Source organism: Dactylosporangium sp. CS-033363, assembly GCF_050942475.1.
Lineage (GTDB): Bacteria > Actinomycetota > Actinomycetes > Mycobacteriales > Micromonosporaceae > Dactylosporangium.
In genome coordinates, this window is the sequence record NZ_CP192032.1 from 940,074 (window position 1) to 958,137 (window position 18,064).

Annotated in this window: 12 protein-coding genes; 5 read left to right on the forward strand and 7 right to left on the reverse strand. The window is 72.7% G+C overall.

Annotated features, from left to right (window positions below; all coding sequences use genetic code 11):
• The first annotated feature begins 25 nt into the window (after positions 1–25).
• Complete coding sequence (locus ACQPZ4_RS04425) at positions 26–403, forward strand: DUF742 domain-containing protein (protein WP_345124324.1); 378 nt, start codon at positions 26–28, stop codon at positions 401–403.
• Positions 384–986: a GTP-binding protein gene (locus ACQPZ4_RS04430; protein ID WP_345124326.1), complete on the forward strand. Its 603-nt coding sequence runs from the start codon at positions 384–386 to the stop codon at positions 984–986. The genes ACQPZ4_RS04425 and ACQPZ4_RS04430 overlap by 20 nt, the downstream gene beginning before the upstream one ends.
• A gap of 893 nt (positions 987–1,879) precedes the next feature.
• On the opposite strand, the gene ACQPZ4_RS04435 is transcribed toward ACQPZ4_RS04430, so the two are convergent.
• The 5 genes from ACQPZ4_RS04435 to deoC all read right to left on the reverse strand — a co-directional run bounded on the left by ACQPZ4_RS04435 (position 1,880) and on the right by deoC (position 10,260).
• Complete coding sequence (locus ACQPZ4_RS04435; RefSeq protein ID WP_433056383.1) at positions 1,880–5,491, reverse strand: hypothetical protein; 3,612 nt, start codon at positions 5,489–5,491, stop codon at positions 1,880–1,882.
• Positions 5,492–5,725: 234 nt separating this feature from the next.
• Positions 5,726–6,889, reverse strand: coding sequence for a DNA primase (locus ACQPZ4_RS04440; protein WP_433056385.1), 1,164 nt, complete (start codon positions 6,887–6,889; stop codon positions 5,726–5,728).
• Between the two features lie 155 nt (positions 6,890–7,044).
• Positions 7,045–7,902, reverse strand: a complete 858-nt coding sequence (locus ACQPZ4_RS04445) for an aldehyde dehydrogenase family protein (RefSeq protein ID WP_433056387.1) — start codon at positions 7,900–7,902, stop codon at positions 7,045–7,047.
• Positions 7,892–9,322 (reverse strand): aldehyde dehydrogenase family protein, encoded by a 1,431-nt coding sequence (locus ACQPZ4_RS04450; RefSeq protein WP_433056388.1) that lies wholly within the window; start codon positions 9,320–9,322, stop codon positions 7,892–7,894. Before ACQPZ4_RS04450 ends, ACQPZ4_RS04445 begins: the two co-directional genes overlap by 11 nt.
• Positions 9,323–9,324: 2 nt before the next feature.
• A complete protein-coding gene (deoC, locus tag ACQPZ4_RS04455; protein WP_433056390.1) occupies positions 9,325–10,260 on the reverse strand; it encodes a deoxyribose-phosphate aldolase in 936 nt (311 codons plus the stop codon).
• Positions 10,261–10,285: 25 nt separating this feature from the next.
• Here deoC and upp point away from each other — a divergent pair, with 25 nt between their 5' ends.
• On the forward strand, positions 10,286–10,927 hold the full coding sequence (upp, locus tag ACQPZ4_RS04460) for a uracil phosphoribosyltransferase (protein WP_433056392.1): 642 nt from the start codon (positions 10,286–10,288) through the stop codon (positions 10,925–10,927).
• Positions 10,928–11,017: 90 nt separating this feature from the next.
• Complete coding sequence (locus ACQPZ4_RS04465; RefSeq protein ID WP_433056394.1) at positions 11,018–12,079, forward strand: glycoside hydrolase family 26 protein; 1,062 nt, start codon at positions 11,018–11,020, stop codon at positions 12,077–12,079.
• On the opposite strand, the gene ACQPZ4_RS04470 is transcribed toward ACQPZ4_RS04465, so the two are convergent.
• Together ACQPZ4_RS04470 and ACQPZ4_RS04475 are read right to left on the reverse strand one after the other, a co-directional pair.
• Positions 12,074–13,684 carry a phospho-sugar mutase gene (locus ACQPZ4_RS04470; RefSeq protein ID WP_433056396.1) on the reverse strand — a complete coding sequence of 537 codons (1,611 nt, stop codon included), beginning with the start codon at positions 13,682–13,684 and terminating at the stop codon, positions 12,074–12,076. The two genes, ACQPZ4_RS04465 and ACQPZ4_RS04470, sit on opposite strands and share 6 nt — an antisense overlap.
• Before the next feature lie 25 nt (positions 13,685–13,709).
• Complete coding sequence (locus tag ACQPZ4_RS04475; RefSeq protein WP_433066232.1) at positions 13,710–15,431, reverse strand: serine/threonine-protein kinase; 1,722 nt, start codon at positions 15,429–15,431, stop codon at positions 13,710–13,712.
• An 808-nt stretch (positions 15,432–16,239) separates the two neighbouring features.
• Here ACQPZ4_RS04475 and ACQPZ4_RS04480 point away from each other — a divergent pair.
• Positions 16,240–17,550, forward strand: coding sequence for an amidohydrolase (locus ACQPZ4_RS04480; RefSeq protein WP_433056399.1), 1,311 nt, complete (start codon positions 16,240–16,242; stop codon positions 17,548–17,550).
• The last annotated feature ends 514 nt before the right edge of the window (positions 17,551–18,064 follow it).

Sequence of the window (18,064 nt, forward strand, 5' to 3'; positions counted from 1 at the left end):
ACGAGTGAGGAGGTGAACGGCGAACATGGCCGAACGCGATGAGCCAACGGGCGCGTTGGTAAGGCCGTACGCCGTCACCCGAGGTCGCACCCGGCCCAAGCTGGAGATTGCGATCGAGGCGCTGGTCGAGACCACCGTGCGTGGCCGGGCGGCCAATACCCGGCCGGGTGGTGCTCACGGCCAGGAGCAGCAATACATTTCAACGCTTTGCGACGGGCGCCTGCAGTCCCTCGCCGAGATCGCGGCGCGCATGCAGCTCCCGCTGGGTGTCGCCCGCGTCATCGTGGCGGACATGGCTGCGGACGGACTGGTCGCGGTGTACGAGCCGACCTCGCTCGACGAAAACGAGTCGGTGGGCACAGAACTGCTTGAGAGGGTGCTGAGTGGACTTCGGAGGCTCTGACGTGGCGCACCGCCCAGGGCGGGTCACGTCAGCGAAGATCGTCATCGCCGGCGGTTTCGGCGTGGGCAAGACCACACTGGTCGGCTCGGTCTCGGAGATCACGCCGCTGACCACCGAGGCCATCATGACCTCCGCCGGTGTCGGTGTGGATGACACCCGCAATGTGCCCGGCAAGACGACGACCACGGTCGCGATGGACTTCGGTCGTATCTCGATCGACCGGGACCTGATCCTGTACCTGTTCGGTACCCCGGGCCAGACGCGGTTCTGGTTCATGTGGGACGAGCTCGTGCGGGGCGCCATCGGTGCCGTCGTCATGGTGGACACCCGGCGTCTGGCCGACTGCTTCGCCGCGATCGACTTCTTCGAGCACCGGCGGCTGCCGTACCTGGTGGCCATCAACTGCTTCGACGGCGTGCAGTACCACAACGCCGACGACGTCCGGGAGGCGCTCGCGATCTCGAGCGACGTCCCCGTGGTGTCGTGCGACGCGCGCTCCCGCGAGTCGACCAAGAACGTACTCATCTCGCTGGTCGAGTACGTGCTGTCGATGCGCCGGACCCGCGCCACCGCGCCGGCCTAAAACTTCACACGCACCGCCGCTACACCCCACTCAAGCAGTGGAAGCGCACCGAGCGACCCTAGGGGACGCGCGGTGCGCTTCTGCGTTGGTGGCTATGACGCTGCGTGTTCACCCCGGTGCGGAACGCTGCGGTTCCGTTTCTGAGCCTCGCTGAGCGATTTCAGGGGCGTTTGGGCACTCGTGGTGCTCTGAGGCGTTCTGAGGCTGCTGCGGGGCGCACAGGGCGTCTGCACGCGCATTCGCGCGCGAGTCGACACACGCATCTGCCGGGCAACCCGCCCGCGTCGCCGGGAGCCGTCGAGCGGCGCTGGGAACCACACGCTTCACCGTCGCCCGCTGCTTGCCGTCGCCTACCCAAGTCGCCGCCGCCCGCCGCCCGCCGCCCGCGCCCCCGCTACTCGCGCCGGGCGCTGACAGCGACCGGGTCCCGGCGGAGAAACCCTGCGGCGCCGACGGGAAGCCGCGGCGCTGACGACTGCTCGCGGCGCTGACCTGGACCGCGGCGCTGACCTGGACCGCGGCGCTGACCTGGACCGCGGCGCCGACCTGGACCGCGGCGAAGGCGTGGACTGCGGCGAAGGCGTGGACTGCGGCGAAGGCGTGGACTGCGTGGACTGCGGACCGGACCTCGGCGTGGACGGCGGACCCGCGCGTCGGCGCGTGGACGGCGGACCGGGGCGTCGTTGTGAACGGTGGCGGTCATCGCTACTCGCAGCGCCGGTGAGGTCCCGTGACGCCGGTGGGTCCCGTGGCGCTGGTCGGTCCCGTGGCGCCGTTCGGTCCGTGACGCAGGTGGGTCCGTGGCGCCGGTCGGTTCGTGGCGCCGACCACGGAAAGGGCCGCCCCCGGTGGGAGCGGCCCTCTTCGTGTGCGTTGTGTGGAGGAGCGAGCTTCTAGCGGCGCGCGGAGCGGTACTCGTACTCGCGCTCCTGGTAGTCGCGGCTCGCCTCGCGGCTGAAGTCCCAGCCGCCGGCGGACTCGCGGCCCGGGCGGCCGCCGACTGAGAAGCCGCCGACCTCCTGGCCCCGGCGCCAGCCGCGGAAGTAGCCCGTGGTGTGGGCGGCGATCTGGGCGGCGTCGCGGACGATGCGCAGCGGGCGCTCCGGGTTGGCGTTGACCGGGGCTCCGGGGACCAGGTTCTGCTGCGGTACGCGGCGCGGGAGGCCCGTGCTGGTCTCGTCGCCGATCTGCGGGGCGGCCGCGCGCTGGGCCGCCTGCCAGGCCTGGTCGTTCGAGTTTTCCCAGCTCGGGTTCGGGGCCTGGGTCTCGCCGGTGGCCTCGTCGGCGTCCCAGTCGGTGAACCAGGCCGAGCGGGCGGCCGCGAAGATCAGCAGGTCGCCGTCGCCCTCGTCGGGCTGCTTCGGGGCGGCGTCCCGCTCGGCGGCCTGGGCGCGGCGGCTGCGGCCGGCGCCGGTGCTGCGGGCGGTGGCGCGCTCGGCCGGGCGCTCCGAGTCGACCAGGCGCAGGGCCGGGGGCTCGAAGCGGAACTCGCCGCTGTACTCCCCGCTGAGCTCGTCCGAGTAGCCGCCCCTGAGCGCGGGGTCGGCGACCGGGGCGGGCTCGACCAGGCGCAGGCCGGCCGGCTCGACCGGAAGCTCGCCGGTCTGCCACGGCGGGGGCACGCGGCCCTCGCGCTGGCGGGGCAGCTCGACGTGGCGCTCGGCCGTGCGGGACCGCTCGCTGCGCGGGATCTCGGTGCGGCCGCGGTCGGAGCGGGGGATCTCGGTGCGGGCCCGCTCAGAACGGGGAATCTCAGTGCGGGGAATCTCAGTGCGGGAAACCTCGGTCCGGGGAAGCTCGGAGCGGGGACTCTCGGTACGCGGAATCTCGGTACGCGACGTGCGCGGGATCTCGGTGCGGGCGCGCTCGCTGCGGGCCGGCTCCTCGTCCTGGGCGCGGTCGGCGTGCCGCGAACCGCCGCGGGCCTGCTCGGCCGCGGCCTGCTCGGCGCGGTCGCGCTCGGCCCGCCGCTCGGCGCGGGAGAGCCCCGCGGAGGCGGCCGCCGCGCCGGACTCGGCCCGGGACCGGGTCGAGCGGTCGCCGTTGAGCGGCGGGAACTCCCCGGAGCCGAACGAACTCAGCGCGTCCGAAGCCGCGCTGCGCGAACCCAGCGCGTCAGCGGCCGACGACCGCGAGCCGAGGGCGTCGGTAGCCGACGACCGCGAGCCGAAAGCGTCGGTCGAGGAGGAAGAGGAAGAAGCCGAGGAAGCGGCCGAGGTCCGGGGCTCACGGCGCGGAGTGCCCGAGGCGCTCAGCGACCCCGACGTCGACTCGATCGTCGCGTCCAGAGCCGAGAAGTCCGGCGGCTGCGGGATGTCGCTCAGCTTCGGCAGGCTGCTCAGCTCCGAGGCGGAGGCGAGCGGGTCGGCGCCGAACTTGTACGCCGCGGCCGAGGTCTCCGTGGTCGGCGCGTCCGCCGAGCCCTGCGCCCAGCGCGACAGCGTCGGGGGCTCGCCCAGCGCGCTGAGGTCGCTCAGGCGCGGGCCACCGTCCAGGCCGCCGCCCGAGGTGGGCGCGGCGGGCGTGATCGGCGGGGCCGGGGGCATGCCGGCCAGCGGGTCGAAGCCGTACGAGTCGAAGCGCGGCATCTCGTGGTGCTCGTGCCCGCCGATCAGCGGGGCGATCCCCGGCGGGGGCGACGGCATCAGCGAGGTGAACTGCGGCTCGTTGTTCGTCGACGTCGGCTGCGGCGGGATCACCGGGCTCGGCGCGACCGGCGGCGGGGCGACCGGGGCCGGGGCCACCGGCAGCGGCGCGACCGGGGTCGGCTGCGGGGGAGCGGGCTGCAGCGGGACCGGGATCGACTGCATCGAGGCCGGGGTGGGCTGCTGACCCTGGTACGTCGGCGGCACCGGCGGCGCGGGCGCGTACATCGGCGTCGGCGCCTGGTAGGCGGCCGGCTGGTACGGCGGCGTCGGTGCGGCGTGCGAGGCGGGCGCGTAGCCGGGCGGGGCCGAGGTGACCCCGTAGGCGGGCGGCCCTGAGGGCACCGAACCGTAGGCAGGCGGCCCTGACGGCACCGAGCCGTAGGCCGGCGGGGCCGAGGGGACCGACCCGTAGGCCGGCGGGGCCGAGGGGACCGACCCGTAGGCCGGCGGCGCCGATGGCACGTAACCGGGCGGCGTCGAGACGACCGGCGGCGCGGAGATCACGGCCGGCGGGCCGGAGACGACGGCGGGCGCGGAGCCGATGGTGCCCGGCAGGCTCGCGGCCGGCGGGGCCGACACGACGGGCGGCTGGGCCTGCAGCGGCATGTTCGGCGTGGTCTGGGCGCGGCGGCGACCGCCGGTGGCGCGGGCGGCGGCGGACTCCTCGGCCCGGGCCACCTCGGCGGCGCGGGCGGCGGTCTCGGCGACGCGGCCCGCGGACTCGGCGGCCCGCGAGGCGCGGGTGCGGGTCGGCATGGCGTCGCTCGCCGCGGCGGCCGGGCGGGCGTTGGAGGCGACGGCGGCGGCCCGCGAGCGGGACGGCGAGCTCTCCGGCAGGGCCGTGGCCGGGCGGAGCGGGGTGGCCGGGGTCAGCGGCTGGGCCGGCTGGTTCAGCGGGGCGGCCGGGCTCAGCGGCGTGGCCGGGCGCTGCCGGTTGGGCAGCGTGCGGTGGGCGGCCGGGCTCATCTTCTCGGCCAGCACCGCGACGAGCGCGGCGGCCGCGGCGTCGCCGGCCCGCACGGCCGCGACGGACTGCCGGATGGTCTCGGCGACCGCGGCGGTCATGGCCCGGTTGACGCCGGTGCGGCGGGGAGTCTCGGCGATCGCGACGCGCAGGGCGGTGATGGCCTCGCCCAGCGTCGCGGCGTCGGCGACGCCGGCCTTGGCCAGCTCACCGATGACGACCTGGTCGCCCTTGCGGCCGGTGGCGCCCCCGCCCAGTATTCCGGGCTCGGGCAGCGCGTCGAGGACGGCCAGCGGGATGGTCTCGGCCGGGTCCGGGTACGCGCGCAGGGCCGCCGGGTACAGCTCGCGGAGCACCTCGCGCAGCGTGGCCGCGGCGCTCTGCCGGCCGGAGACGACGGCGGCGTGCGCGGCGAGGACCGGCTTGAGGGGAAGCATGTCGCGCGGCGGGCTCTGGCCGACCGCGGAGAGGACGCCGGCCTGCAGCGCGCGGGCGAGGCCGACGGCGCGGCGCTCGGCCGCGTTGGACTGGATCTCCTCCGGCGACTCGTCGTCGGCGAAGCGCTCGGCGTAGTCGTCGGCCGAGTCGTCGTCGGTGAACGCGAGGTTGCGGCCCGCCGCGGTGAGCAGCTGGGTGACGACGTGGTCGTCGCTCTCGGCCGCGACCGCCACGGCGGAGGTACCGCCGGAGCGCTGCGCCAGCAGAGCGCTGAGCTCGGCGTAGCCGCCGGCGTCGTCGCTCACTTCGCAGATGTCGATGAGTCGGCCGGCGTCGTCGACGACCGCGACGGTCAACCAGATGTCGGAACCGGACTGCGGCTCGGCGAGATCAGCCGACGCCAGACCGCAGTACACCCGAACGAGCGCCACCGCGTCGTCCTCCTCTCGGGACATCAGTTGAGCTTTCGTCACGTCGGCGGGGACTGTCCCGGCGCCCCGCCGATGTGTTGCCGCAGGTCAAACTGAACGACCTCTAGTGAACAGGTTGACGGCCGGTGACGCGATCAGCCGAAACGGTTGATTGCCGAGCTGGCTGATCGTCGTCCACCGTCGCCACCCGTCCGGCTAGGAGCCGGGTCGGGCCCGCCGTGCCAAAATGCCCACGGCTTAGATCCTGTCGGTCACAAATCAATCACGCCAGTCCACGGCGGCAGAAATTTTGCCGATGATCGTCCGCCAGCCCAGCGCTGCCTGTTGTGCCCCGATTTTCTTCAGCCGGCGCTTGGCGAAGAACCCGCCCACACCGCCCGATGCCGCAGCTCGCAGGCCCTCGTCGAGGTCGTCGAGGGGGGAGCCGGCGGACAGGGCCGTGCGGACCGGCTCGAGGCGCAGGGCGTAAGCAAGGTCACGCGCCGCCTCGCCCGCGGCGAGCAGCAGATCGGTGTCCCAGGCGTCCTGGCCGCCGCGCAGGTTCTCCACCACGAGGTCGAGCTCGTAGCGGTTCTCGTCGGTCGGCACCACCGAGGCGACGGTGATCCGCTTCTTCAGGCTCTCCCAGGTGTCGACCTGGACCAGGTCGTTCTCGACGCCGTCGGTCTTGACGTATTCGACCAGGCCCTCGACGGAGCGGAAGAGCAGCAGCTTGCCGCGGTGGGAGAGGAACGCCGGAACCTCCTCGGGCTCCGCCTCCTCTTCCTCGTCCTCTTCTTCCTCTTCCTCCGCCTCGGCCTCGAGCGCCTCTTCCTCTTCGGCCTCGGTGAGCTCGTCGTCGTCCTCGTCGTCGAGCTCGTCGTCATCCGACTTGGCCGAGGAGTCCGCCTTGGCCGAGGACTTCTTGGCGACCGGCGCGTCGGTGGAGTCGGCGGAGTCGGTGGAGTCCGATTCGTCCGAAGAGGAAGAATCCGCAGAGTCCGTCGACGTGTCCTTCTTCCGGGAACGCTTCGATGAAGCTTCCACGGCGGCCGGCTCCGGCTCGTCCTCGAACAGCTCCGCGTTCTCGAGGATCACGACCCGCTCGTCGTCGTCCTCGTCCGACCGGCGGTGGAGGATCGCGAAGTCGTCCTCCTCCTCGTCGAGCTCGGTCGGCGTCAGCTCCGTGTTGAGCCGGTACGCCCGCAGGGTGTAGCCGACCCCCTTCGGCAGCGCGATCTCGACGGGCTCCATGCGCACGTCGTTCCACATCGCGTCGGCCTGAGCGGAGCGCTCCTTGCCGCCGTCCTCCTCGTCGAAGTCGGCGTCATCGTCGGCGTCCTCGTCATCGACGATGTCGTCGGCGTCCTCGACGGTGTCGACCTCGTCGTCGACTCCGGTCTCGGCATCCACCGCGTCGACTTCCTCGACGTCCTCCTCCACCGGCTCGGGCTTGGCCGGTCGCGAGGAAGCGGGCCGGGAAGACCGGGAAGACTGGCGGGCCACTGTGACCTCCGTAGTCGGGCTCGGCGTGCGGGCACACCAGGGCGTGTGTGGCCTCGCGCACAAAACACCCTAGTGTGCACGTTGTGCGGCGGTCAGACCCCCTTGGGGTGCCAGACCGTCTTGATCTCCAGCAGCGACAGCATGCGGGAAATGCCGGGGTCGCCGGTCCAGTCGGGGTCGCTCGGGCGGATCACCCGCTTCAGGTTTTCCGCCGCGGCCGCCTCCAACTCCTTCGCGAGTGTGGTGTCCGTCACACCGGTGAGGTCGATGGCGTTCACGTCCATGTGCGCGGCGAGCCAGGGCGCCATCTCGGCCGGCTGCCCGGTGAGGATGTTGACCACCCCGCCGGGCAGGTCGGAGGTGGCGAGCACCTCGGCCAGGGTGACGGCGGGCAGCGGGCGGTCGGGCGAGGCGAGCACGACCGCGGTGTTCCCGGTCACGATGGCCGGCGCGATCACGCTCACCAGCCCCAGCAGCGAGGAGGCGGCGGGGGCGACGATCCCGACGACGCCCGTCGGCTCGGGGGCGGAGAGGTTGAAGTACGGCCCGGCGACCGGATTGGCCCCGCCGTGCACCTGCGCGATCTTGTCGGCCCACCCGGCGTACCAGACCCAGCGGTCGATCGCGGCGTCGACGACCTCGGGGCCGGAGCCCTCCGCCGCCGCCACCTCCTCGACGAACTGCGACCGGCGCCCCTCCAGCATCTCGGCGACCCGGTAGAGGATCTGCCCGCGGTTGTAGGCGGTCGCGCCCGACCACTTGGCCACGGCCCCGCGCGCCGCCTTCACGGCGTCGCGGACGTCCTTGCGGGAGCCGAGCGCGGCGTTGGCGAGGAAGTCGCCCGAGGTCGACTGCACCTGGTAGGACCTCCCCGACTCGCTGCGGGGGAACGCGCCCCCGATGAAGAGCTTGTACGTCTTGCGGACGGCCAGCCGGCCTTCAGTGCTCAAGGTAGGCCTCCAGCCCGTGCCGGCCACCCTCGCGGCCGTAGCCCGACTCCTTGTACCCGCCGAACGGTGACGTCGGGTCGAACTTGTTGAACGTGTTGGCCCACACGACCCCGGCGCGGAGCCGGTCCGCGACCTGCAGGATCCGCGAGCCCTTCTCGGTCCAGACGCCGGCCGAGAGCCCGAAGGGCGTGTTGTTGGCCTTCTCCACCGCCTCGTCGGGCGTACGGAAGGTCAGCACCGACAGCACCGGCCCGAAGATCTCCTCGCGGGCGATCCGGTGCGCCTGGGTCACCCCGGTGAAGATCGTGGGGGCGAACCAGAAGCCGCGGTCGGGCAGCTCGCACGGGGCCGACCAGCGCTCGGCGCCCTCCTGCTCGCCGATCTCCGACAGCTCCCGGATGCGGGCCAGCTGGGCGGCCGAGTTGACCGCGCCGACGTCGGTGTTCTTGTCCAGCGGGTCGCCGACGCGCAGCTGGGCCATCCGGCGCTTGAGGGCGGCCAGGAAGTCCTCGGCGATCGACTCCTGCAGCAGCAGCCGCGAGCCCGCGCAGCACACGTGGCCCTGGTTGAAGAAGATGCCGTTCACGACGCCCTCGACCGCCTGGTCGATGGCGGCGTCGTCGAAGACGATGTTCGCGGCCTTCCCGCCGAGCTCCAAGGTCACCCGTTTTTCGGTACCGGCCACCGCCCGCGCGATCGCCCGCCCGACCTCGGTCGAGCCGGTGAAGGCGACCTTGTCGATCCCGGGGTGCTCGACCAGCAGCCGCCCGGTGTCCCCGGCCCCGGTGATGATGTTGACGACGCCCGGGGGCAGCTCGGCCTGCCGGCAGATGTCGGCGAACAGCAGCGCGGTCAGCGGCGTGGTCTCGGCCGGCTTCAGCACCACCGTGTTCCCCGCGGCCAGCGCCGGGGCGATCTTCCAGGCCAGCATGAGCAGCGGGAAGTTCCAGGGGATGATCTGGCCGGCCACGCCGAGCGGGCGCGGGTCGGGGCCGAAGCCGGCGTACCCGAGCTTGTCCGCCCACCCCGCGTAGTAGAAGAAGTGCGCGGCCACGAGCGGGATGTCCACGTCCCGCGACTCGCGGATCGGCTTGCCGTTGTCCAGCGACTCCAGCACGGCCAGCTCGCGGCCGCGCTCCTGGATGATCCGGGCGATCCGGAACAGGTACTTCGCCCGCTCCCGCCCCGGCATCGGTCCCCAGACCTTGTCGTAGGCGTGCCGGGCGGCGCTCACCGCGGCGTCGACGTCGGCCGCGTCGGCGTTGGCGATCTCGGCGAGGGTCTCCTCGCTGGCCGGGTTGATCGACTTGAACGGCTCGCCCTTGCCGTCGACGAACTCGCCGCCGATGAACAGCCCGTAGGACGAGGCGATGTCGACGATGGCGCGCGACTCGGGCGCCGGGGCGTAAGAGAAGTCCATCGCTAGTCCAGGGTGAAGTAGTCGGGGCCGCTGTACTGGCCGGTGGCAAGCTTGGTCCGCTGCATGAGCAGGTCGTTGAGCAGCGTGGAGGCGCCGAAGCGGAACCGGTCCGGGTCCAGCCAGTCGGGGCCGGCGGTCTCGTTGACCATCACGAGGTACTTGATGGCGTCCTTGGCGGTGCGGATGCCCCCGGCCGGCTTCACGCCGATGATCCGGCCCGTCTCCGCCCGGAAGTCGCGCACCGCCTCCAGCATGACCAGCGTGACCGGGAGCGTGGCGGCCGGCTGCACCTTGCCGGTGGAGGTCTTGATGAAGTCGGCCCCGGCCAGCATCGCCAGCCAGGAGGCCCGGCGCACGTTGTCGAGCGTGCCGAGCTCGCCGGTCTCGAGGATGACCTTGAGGTGGGCCGGCCCGCAGGCCTCCTTGATCGCCGCGATCTCGTCGTGCACCTCGGCGTAGCGGCCGGACAGGAACGCGCCGCGGGAGATCACCATGTCGATCTCGTCGGCGCCGTCGGCGACCGCGGCCCGGGTGTCGGCCAGCTTCACCGCGCGCGGGGCCTGGCCGGACGGGAACGCGGTGGCCACGCTGGCCAGGTGGACCTTCGACCCGCGCAGGGCCTCGGCGGCGGTGGCGATCATCGCGGGGTACACGCAGATGGCCGCCGCGCTCGGGCAGCTCGGGTCGGCCGGGTCGGGGCGGATCGCCTTGGCGCACAGCGCGCGCACCTTGCCCGGGGTGTCCGAGCCCTCCAGCGTGGTCAGGTCCACCATGCGGATCGCCAGGTCGAGGGCCTGGGCCTTGGCCGTCGTCTTGATCGACCGGGTGCCCAGCATCGCGGCGCGCTGTTCGGCGCCGACCTGGTCGACTCCCGGCAGCCCGTGCAGAAAGGTCCGCAGCGCGCCTTGTGAGCGTGCGACCTCGGCGGTGAGGGTCATGTCCCAAATACTAGGCTGCTTGTTTGTGGACGTACTCGTGGTGGATCACCCCCTGGCCAAGTCGCGGCTGACCGCGATGCGTGACGAGCGCACCGACAACGGGGCGTTCCGCGCCGCGTTGCACGAGCTCACGACGATGCTCGTGTACGAGGCGGCGCGCTCGTTCGCCACCGAGCAGTTCCCGGTCAAGACGCCGGTCGCGACCACCGAGGGCACCCGGCTGGCCAACCCGCCGCTGCTCGTGCCGGTGCTGCGGGCCGGGCTGGGCATGTCCGACGCGGCCCTGGCGCTGCTGCCGGAGTCGTCCATGGGGTTCGTGGGGCTGGCGCGCGACGAGCACACCTTCGAGCCGCGGGCCTACATGGAGTCGCTGCCCCGCGACCTGTCCGGCATCCCGGTGCTGGTCCTCGACCCGATGCTGGCCACCGGCGGCTCGCTGGAGCACTGCGTGCGGCTGCTGGTCGACCGCGGCGCGACCGACATCACCGTGCTGTGCGTGCTCGCGGCCCCGGCCGGCATCGAGCGCCTGGCCAACTCCGGGCTGCCGATGCGCCTGGTCACGGCGGCGATCGACGACCACCTGAACGAGAAGATGTTCATCGTCCCGGGCCTCGGCGACGCGGGCGACCGGCAGTTCGGCGGGATGCCGCGCTTCGGCAATTCTTAAAAATCTCCTTAATTCCGGTCCTCACAACGGGGGAACGACGGCTCCGTGACCTTGAAGGGGTGAACGGGTCCGGCCTTACGTTGGCCCGCGATGAGGTACCGGAAGAACGTGATGCTGCTGGCCGCGGTCGTCCTGGCCCTGACGGGCTCGGGCGCGATCGCGGCGGCCACCATGCAGGAACCGGTCGCGCGGCTGGGCGAGGCCGACGCGCGGCAGGGGCTCGAGAAGCGCCGATGCGCGGTCGACGCCAAGCTCGTACCGCGGTGCGGGCTGTTATGGGGTGTCGCGCCCGGCGCGTTCACCGACCTTCCGGCCGGAAAGGCGCTGGGGGACTTCGAGAGCACCACGGGCCGCCCGGCGGACATTCTGCACTCGTACCACCGCGGCGACGAGGTCTTTCCGACGGCCGATGAGATCGCGGCGGTACGGCAGCCGCGCAAACGCATTCTCTTCGCGAACTGGAAGGTCGCCTGGAACACCACCTGGGCCGGCGTCGCGGCCGGGGGCGAGGATGCGCGGATCGACAGGGCGGCCGCCCGGTTCAAGGCCTTTCCCGGCACCATGTTCCTGGCGCTGCACCACGAGCCCGAGAACGACGTGCGCAGCGGCGGCGGGATGACGGCGCGCGACTATGCCGCGATGTTCCGCCACACCGTGCAGCGGCTGCGGGCCGACGGCGTGCGGAACGTCGTCTTCGTGCTCGTCTACATGGCCTATCAGCCCTGGTGCGAGAAGGACTGGTTCGAGGAGCTCTACCCCGGCGACGACGTGGTGGACTGGATCGGGATGGACCCGTACCTGTTCGCCAAGCCCGGCGGCTACGGCTTCGGCGACTTCGCGTATCTCGTCAATCACACGACGAATCCGGCGAAATGGCCCGGCTTCTATTCCTGGGCCACGAAGCAACACGGCAACAAGCCGCTGATGGTGGCCGAATGGGGCGTCTACGAGCACACCGCCGACCCGGCCCAGAAGGCCTGGATCTTCTCCACGGTCGCCCAGCAGATCGGGCGCTTCCCGGCGATCCGGGCGCTGGTCTACTTCGACTCCGCGTACGCGCCGAAGGGCGACACCCGGCCGGACTCGTCGCCGCCGGCGCTCGACGAGTTCAAGAAGCTGGCCGAGTCGCAGCTGTTCGACGTGACGCTATAGCCCCAGCGCCGCCGTCGTCTCCGTCCGCAGCGCGACCAGCGCGGCGGCGGCCCGCTCCCGGGCCCCGGCGAGGTCGTCGCCGGCGACCGGCTCCACCACCTCCAGGTAGGCCTTGAGCTTCGGCTCCGTTCCGGACGGGCGGACCACCACGCGCGTGCTGCCGGCCCGCAGGATCAGCACGTCGGCGTCGGGATGGAGGTCCTCGACCGCGGTCACCGCGACGTCGAGCAGCGCGGCCGGCGGCCGGGCCCGGACGGTGGCCATCATCGACGCGATCTGCCCCAGGTCGGAGACGCGCACCGAGAGCTGGTCGGTGGCGTGCACCCCGTGCCGGAGCGCGATCTCGTCCAGCCGGTCGCCGAGGGTGCGCAGCTCGGCCTTGAGCCCGGCGGCGAGCTCGCAGACCAGCAGGGCGGCGGTGATGCCGTCCTTGTCGCGGACCAGCTCCGGGGCGACGCAGTAGCCGAGCGCCTCCTCGTACCCGTAGACCAGGTCGTCGCCGGCCCGCACGATCCACTTGAACCCGGTCAGCGTCTCGCCGTAGGGCAGGTCGCGGTCCGCGCACAGCCGGGAGAGCAGGCTGGAGGAGACGATCGTGGTGGCGTAGCGGCCGTGCACCCCGCGGCGCATGAGGTGGTCGGCGAGCAGCACCCCGACCTCGTCGCCGCGCAGCTGCCGCCAGACCCCGCCGTCGGCGTAGGCGACCGCGCACCGGTCGGCGTCCGGGTCGTTGGCGATGGCGATGTCGGCGCCCTCCCGCGCGGCCAGGGCCAGCAGCAGGTCGGTGGCGCCGGGCTCCTCCGGGTTGGGGAAGGCCACGGTCGGGAACTCGGGGTCGGGGTCGGCCTGCTCGGCGACGACGAACGGGGCCGGATAGCCCGCCGCGGCCAGGGTCGCCTCGAAGACCTCGCGGCCGACGCCGTGCATCGGGGTGTACGCCACGGCCAGCTCGCGGGGCACCGCGGGATCGATCACGCCGACCGCCGCGTCGACGTAGTCGCGCACGATCTGCTCGCCGAGGACCTCGCCGGGCGGGCCCAGCGGCACGTCGGCCAGCGGCCCCACCTCGCGGATCGCGTGCTCGATCTCCGCGTCGGCGGGCGGGACGAGCTGGGCGCCGTCGGCGAGGTACACCTTGTAGCCGTTGTCCTGCGGCGGGTTGTGGCTGGCGGTGACCATGACGCCGGCGGCCGCACCGTGCCGGCGGACCGCGAAGGCGAGCACGGGGGTCGGCAGCGGCCGGGGCATGAGCAGCGCGCGGCGCCCGGCCCCGGTGGCGACCCGGGCCGTCTCGACCGCGAAGGCGTGCGAGCCGTGCCGGGCGTCGTAGCCGATGACCAGCGGCCGGTCGTCCGGCCCGGCGCTCTGGGCGGCGAGCCAGCGCACCAGCCCGGCGGCGGCCCCGCGGACCACCGCGAGGTTCATGCCGTTGGGCCCGGCCCGCAGCGGGCCGCGCAGCCCGGCGGTGCCGAACCGCAGCGGGCCCGCGAACCGGTCCGCGAGCTCCGCCTCGTCCTCCAGCACCCCCTGGAGCTCGTCCCGGCTGGCCGGATCGGGATCGTCGGCCAGCCAGGCCTCAGCCGCAGCGCGAAGGGTGGAGGTCATCTGCCCTTCATAACACGGGTCGGGTTCAGTTCGACGGCGGAGTCACCTTGAAGCTGTCGACCATCTCTTCGAAGATCGCCTTGCTCTCCGCGAACCGCGCGTCGGGCACGGTCACGAAGAAGTGGTACGCCTTGCCGTTGACCACGACCGCATCCCACAGCGCGTGCCGCAGGTGGTCGCCCGAGCCGCAGGTGTACTCCAGGATCGCCGACGTCTGCCCGTCGAGCTTGCCGTCGGAGAGGTTGACCCGGCCGTACGGCGTCTCGCAGCTGGACGGGGTCGACTTGAGCCGGTTCTCGGCCGACTCCAGGAACTGCCGGGGCGCCGCCGAGGTCTTCTCGATGTTGACCCGGATGCGGCGGTTGGCGTCGGCCGGGTCGGTGATGTCGAAGTACGGCGCGGTGGCCGCACCCAGCTGCTTCGACGTCCAGCCCTTGGGCACGCTGACCGTGATGCCGCCCGGGTGCGTGAACGACTCCACCTCGAACGCCGGGCCGGCCGGTGCGCTGGAGCCGCCCGCGCTGGGCTTCTGGCCCGTGTCGCCGCCGTCGCCGGAGAACAGCCCGGAGGCGGCCCCGATGCCGAGGAACAGCACCAGCACCACGGCGGCCGCGACCGCCGCCTTCATCCAGGTCGGGGCGGCCTTGACCTTCTGGGCCAGGCCGGCCCCGGCGCCGCCGCCGAAGGTCGTGCCGTGCCGGGGCGGGGTGGCCGTGGTCGGGCCCTGGGCCCAGTCGTCCTGGGCGTACTCGGGCGCATACGCGTTGTAGGCGTCGGCCCCGGTGCGCTCCAGCTCGGCCTCGGGCGCGCCGCCCTGGGCCGGGGCCCCGGAGTGCATGCGCCGCAGGGCGCCGCTGACCGTCTCGCCGGGGGCCATCATGGCCCGGCCGCCGATCTGGCCGCTCGGCTGCTGCGGGTGCACCATCGTCGGCTGGTGGGCCGGGCGGACCACCGCGTAGGGGTCAGTCATGTGCGCCGGCGCGTTGCTGGCCAGCGGCCCGGCGAGCAGGTCGCGCAGCACCGCCCGGCCGGTCTCGATGTTCCAGCGCCGGGCCGGGTCCTTCTCCAGCAGCCCGTAGAGCACCCCGGCCAGCGGCCCGGCGCGCATCGACTGCGCCGGCGGCTCCTCGACGACGGCCCGCATGGTCTCGAACGGGTCGCGCTTGTCGAACGGCGGGCGCCCCTCGACGGCCGTGTACAGCGTCACACCCAGCGAGAACAGGTCGCTCGGCGGGCCGAACTTGGCGCCGATCGCGCGCTCGGGCGAGATGAAGTGCGGCGAGCCCAGCACCATGCCGGGCGTGGTGAGCTCGCTGTCGGTGGGCATGCGGGCCACGCCGAAGTCGGTGAGCACGCACCGCCCGTCACCGCAGATGAGCACGTTGGCCGGCTTCACGTCGCGGTGCAGCACCCCGGCGGCGTGGGCCACCTCGAGCGCGCCGAGCAGCGCGATGCCGATCTTGGCGACCGCCCGGGCCGCCAGCGGGCCGTCCTCGACGATCATCTCGGCGAGGCTGCGGGCCTGCAGCAACTCCATGACGATCCAGGGGCGGCCGGCCTCGGTCACGACGTCGTACACCTGCACGACCGAAGGGTGCGACAGCGCGGCGGCCGCGCGGGCCTCGCGCAGGGTCCGCTGGTACATCGAGTCACGGTCACTGGGCGCGAGGCCGGGCGGGAGGATGACCTCCTTGACCGCCACGTCGCGGCGCAGCAGCGTGTCGCTGGCGCGCCAGACCGTGCCCATGCCGCCGTGTCCGATCGCGGTGCGCAGGGCATAGCGCCCGCCGATCACCACGCCGGGCGCGGCCCGCTGCCCCGGCACCGGGGGAGCGGTCGAGCCTGGCTCGCGGGGTTCGCGGGCGGGTCCGTTGGAGGGGGAGTCGGAGCCGTGCGCAGGTTCGCGCCCGGCTCCGGCCGAGGCCAGAGCACCGGTGGGTGGCAGGGGCTCGCCGTGCCACGTCGGAAGCTGAGTCACAGGCAGTAAACCGTCATGGGAGGGGGAGGTTGACTTCTCGCCCCACTATCTTGCTTGCTCTTGGCTTCGGAAGAAAGGTGGGGTCCGGTCCTTCACCGTACCGTGACCCGCATACAACGGACCGTGTCGGTCGGATCGCCCTGCGGACGGTTCGAGGATTGAATTCGTTCATCCGGGGAACCTGGACAGATGGATGAAGCGTCTACGCAGGTGACGGAAACCGATCGGGAACATCGGCGACTCGTCTTTCCTGGATTCTGCATCGCGACGGCCGATTGTCGGACGAGGAGTGCGACGTCTCCCGTCACTGTGCGTTGAATGTTGGCGACGCTGTCCAGGGTGTGGGACGAGCTCCGGGGCTAAAAGTCATCACGACTACGCGTGACCGAAGTGGTGGTCGCGCGTTAGAGGGGGTGTGGTGGCGCCTGCGGTTCGGCGCCTTTAGCAGCGGTTAAGTGACGCTCAGCTATTCCGGCATCACGAGAATGATGTTGCGCTCCGTCACCTTGACCCGGTTAGTCTGTCCATGGCACGCATGGGGCGGGCCGCTCCTTTAGACCGAAATAGAGAACTCACCGTGACGAGAGCGCTGACCCTGACCGAGACCGCCGCAACGCCGGCGCGCACGGTCGGCAAGTCGTCGTCGTCGAGGGCCGAGCGTCTGTCCGAGGGCTGGCCCGAGACACCACCTGGAGCCGACCCGCTGCCCGGGCAGCTCGACCGCTGGCTCGCCTCCCGGGGCGCCGAGCTGGTCGCGACCCGGCGGCACATCCACGCCCACCCCGAGCTTTCCGGGCACGAGTTCGAGACGGCCGCGCTCGTCGCGCGCGAGCTGACCCGGGCCGGCCTTTCGCCCCGCATGCTGCCCAAGGGCAATGGCGTGATGTGTGACATCGGTCGCGGCGAGCGCGTGATCGCGCTGCGCGCCGACCTCGACGCGCTGCCGCTGCCGGACACCAAGGACGTGCCGTACCGCTCGACCGTCGACAACGTCTGCCACGCCTGCGGCCACGACGTGCACACCACGATCCTGCTCGGCGTCGGCCTGGCCCTCGCCCAGCTGGCGGAGCGCGGTGAGCTGCCGGGCCGGGTGCGGCTGCTGTTCCAGCCGGCCGAGGAGACCATGCCGGGCGGCGCGCCCGAGGTCATCGCGGCCGGCGGGCTCAAGGACGTTGCCGCCATCTTCGCCCTGCACTGCGCCCCCCAGCTGCCCGTCGGCCTGGTCGGCGTGCGCTCCGGGCCGTTCACCGCGGCCGCCGACAAGATCGAGGTCCGGCTCACCGGCCGCGGCGGGCACACCGCCCGCCCGCACCTGACCGCCGACCTCGTGCACGCCCTCGGCCGCATCCTGGTCGACGTGCCGTCGCTGCTGGACCGCAAGCTCGACGCCCGGGCCGGGGTCTCCATGGTCTGGGGCGCGGTGCGCGCCGGCGAGGCCGCCAACGCCATCCCGATCGAGGGCACGGCGCGCGGCACGATCCGGGTGCTCAGCCGCGAGGCCTGGCAGGAGCTGCCGGAGCTGGTGACCAAGCTGGTCCACGACGTCATCGCGCCGACCGGGGCCGACGTCGAGGTCACGTACACCCGCGGCGTCCCGCCGGTGGTCAACGACCGGCTCGCCACCGCGATCATCGCGGGCGCGGCCGCGGCCGCCCTGGGCGCCGACCGCGTGGTCGAGGCCGAGATCAGCATGGGCGGCGAGGACTTCGCCTTCTACCTCGACGGCGTGCCCGGCTCGATGATCCGGCTCGGCACCGGCATCCCCGGCTCCGACACGAAGTTCGACATCCACCAGTCGGCCTTCGACGTCGACGAGCGGGCGATCGGCCACGGCGTGCGGATCATGGTCCACACGGCACTGGCGGCCCTCAGCGCGGGGGCTTTTTAAAGCGAAGGTTGTCCAAGTCTGGTAGACCCGAGGCGTGGTCACCGAGCTGCGTGTGCACGGCGTCACCGGGTCTCCGGCCGAGGACATGCTGGACCGGCCCCTGCTGCGGCGGGTGGCCGGGGACACCGACGCGGGGTTCTTCCGGCCGCGCGCCGAGTACGGCGCGGTCACGGGCCCCGGCGGGGCGACGCTCGAGGGGTACCGGTGGGGCAACCTCACCGCCGGTGCCGCCGCCCGGGCGCTGTGGTTGCTGCTGCTGCCGTTCATGTTCGCCAACGTGGCGCTCTGGCTGCGACCGGCGACCAAGGCGGGCCCGCGGGCGGTGATCCGGGCCCTGGTGCGCATCTACGCGCTGTCCATGACCGGGTCCTTCGTGCTGTCGTTCACCGAGGTCGCCGTCGACCTGGTCGGGTGGCAGTGCGCGAGCCTGCCGCGGTGCCTGGACGGGCGCGGGTACCTGGCGCTGTTCGCGGACGGGTTCTTCGCCACCACCAGCCGGCGGCTGGCCCTCGGT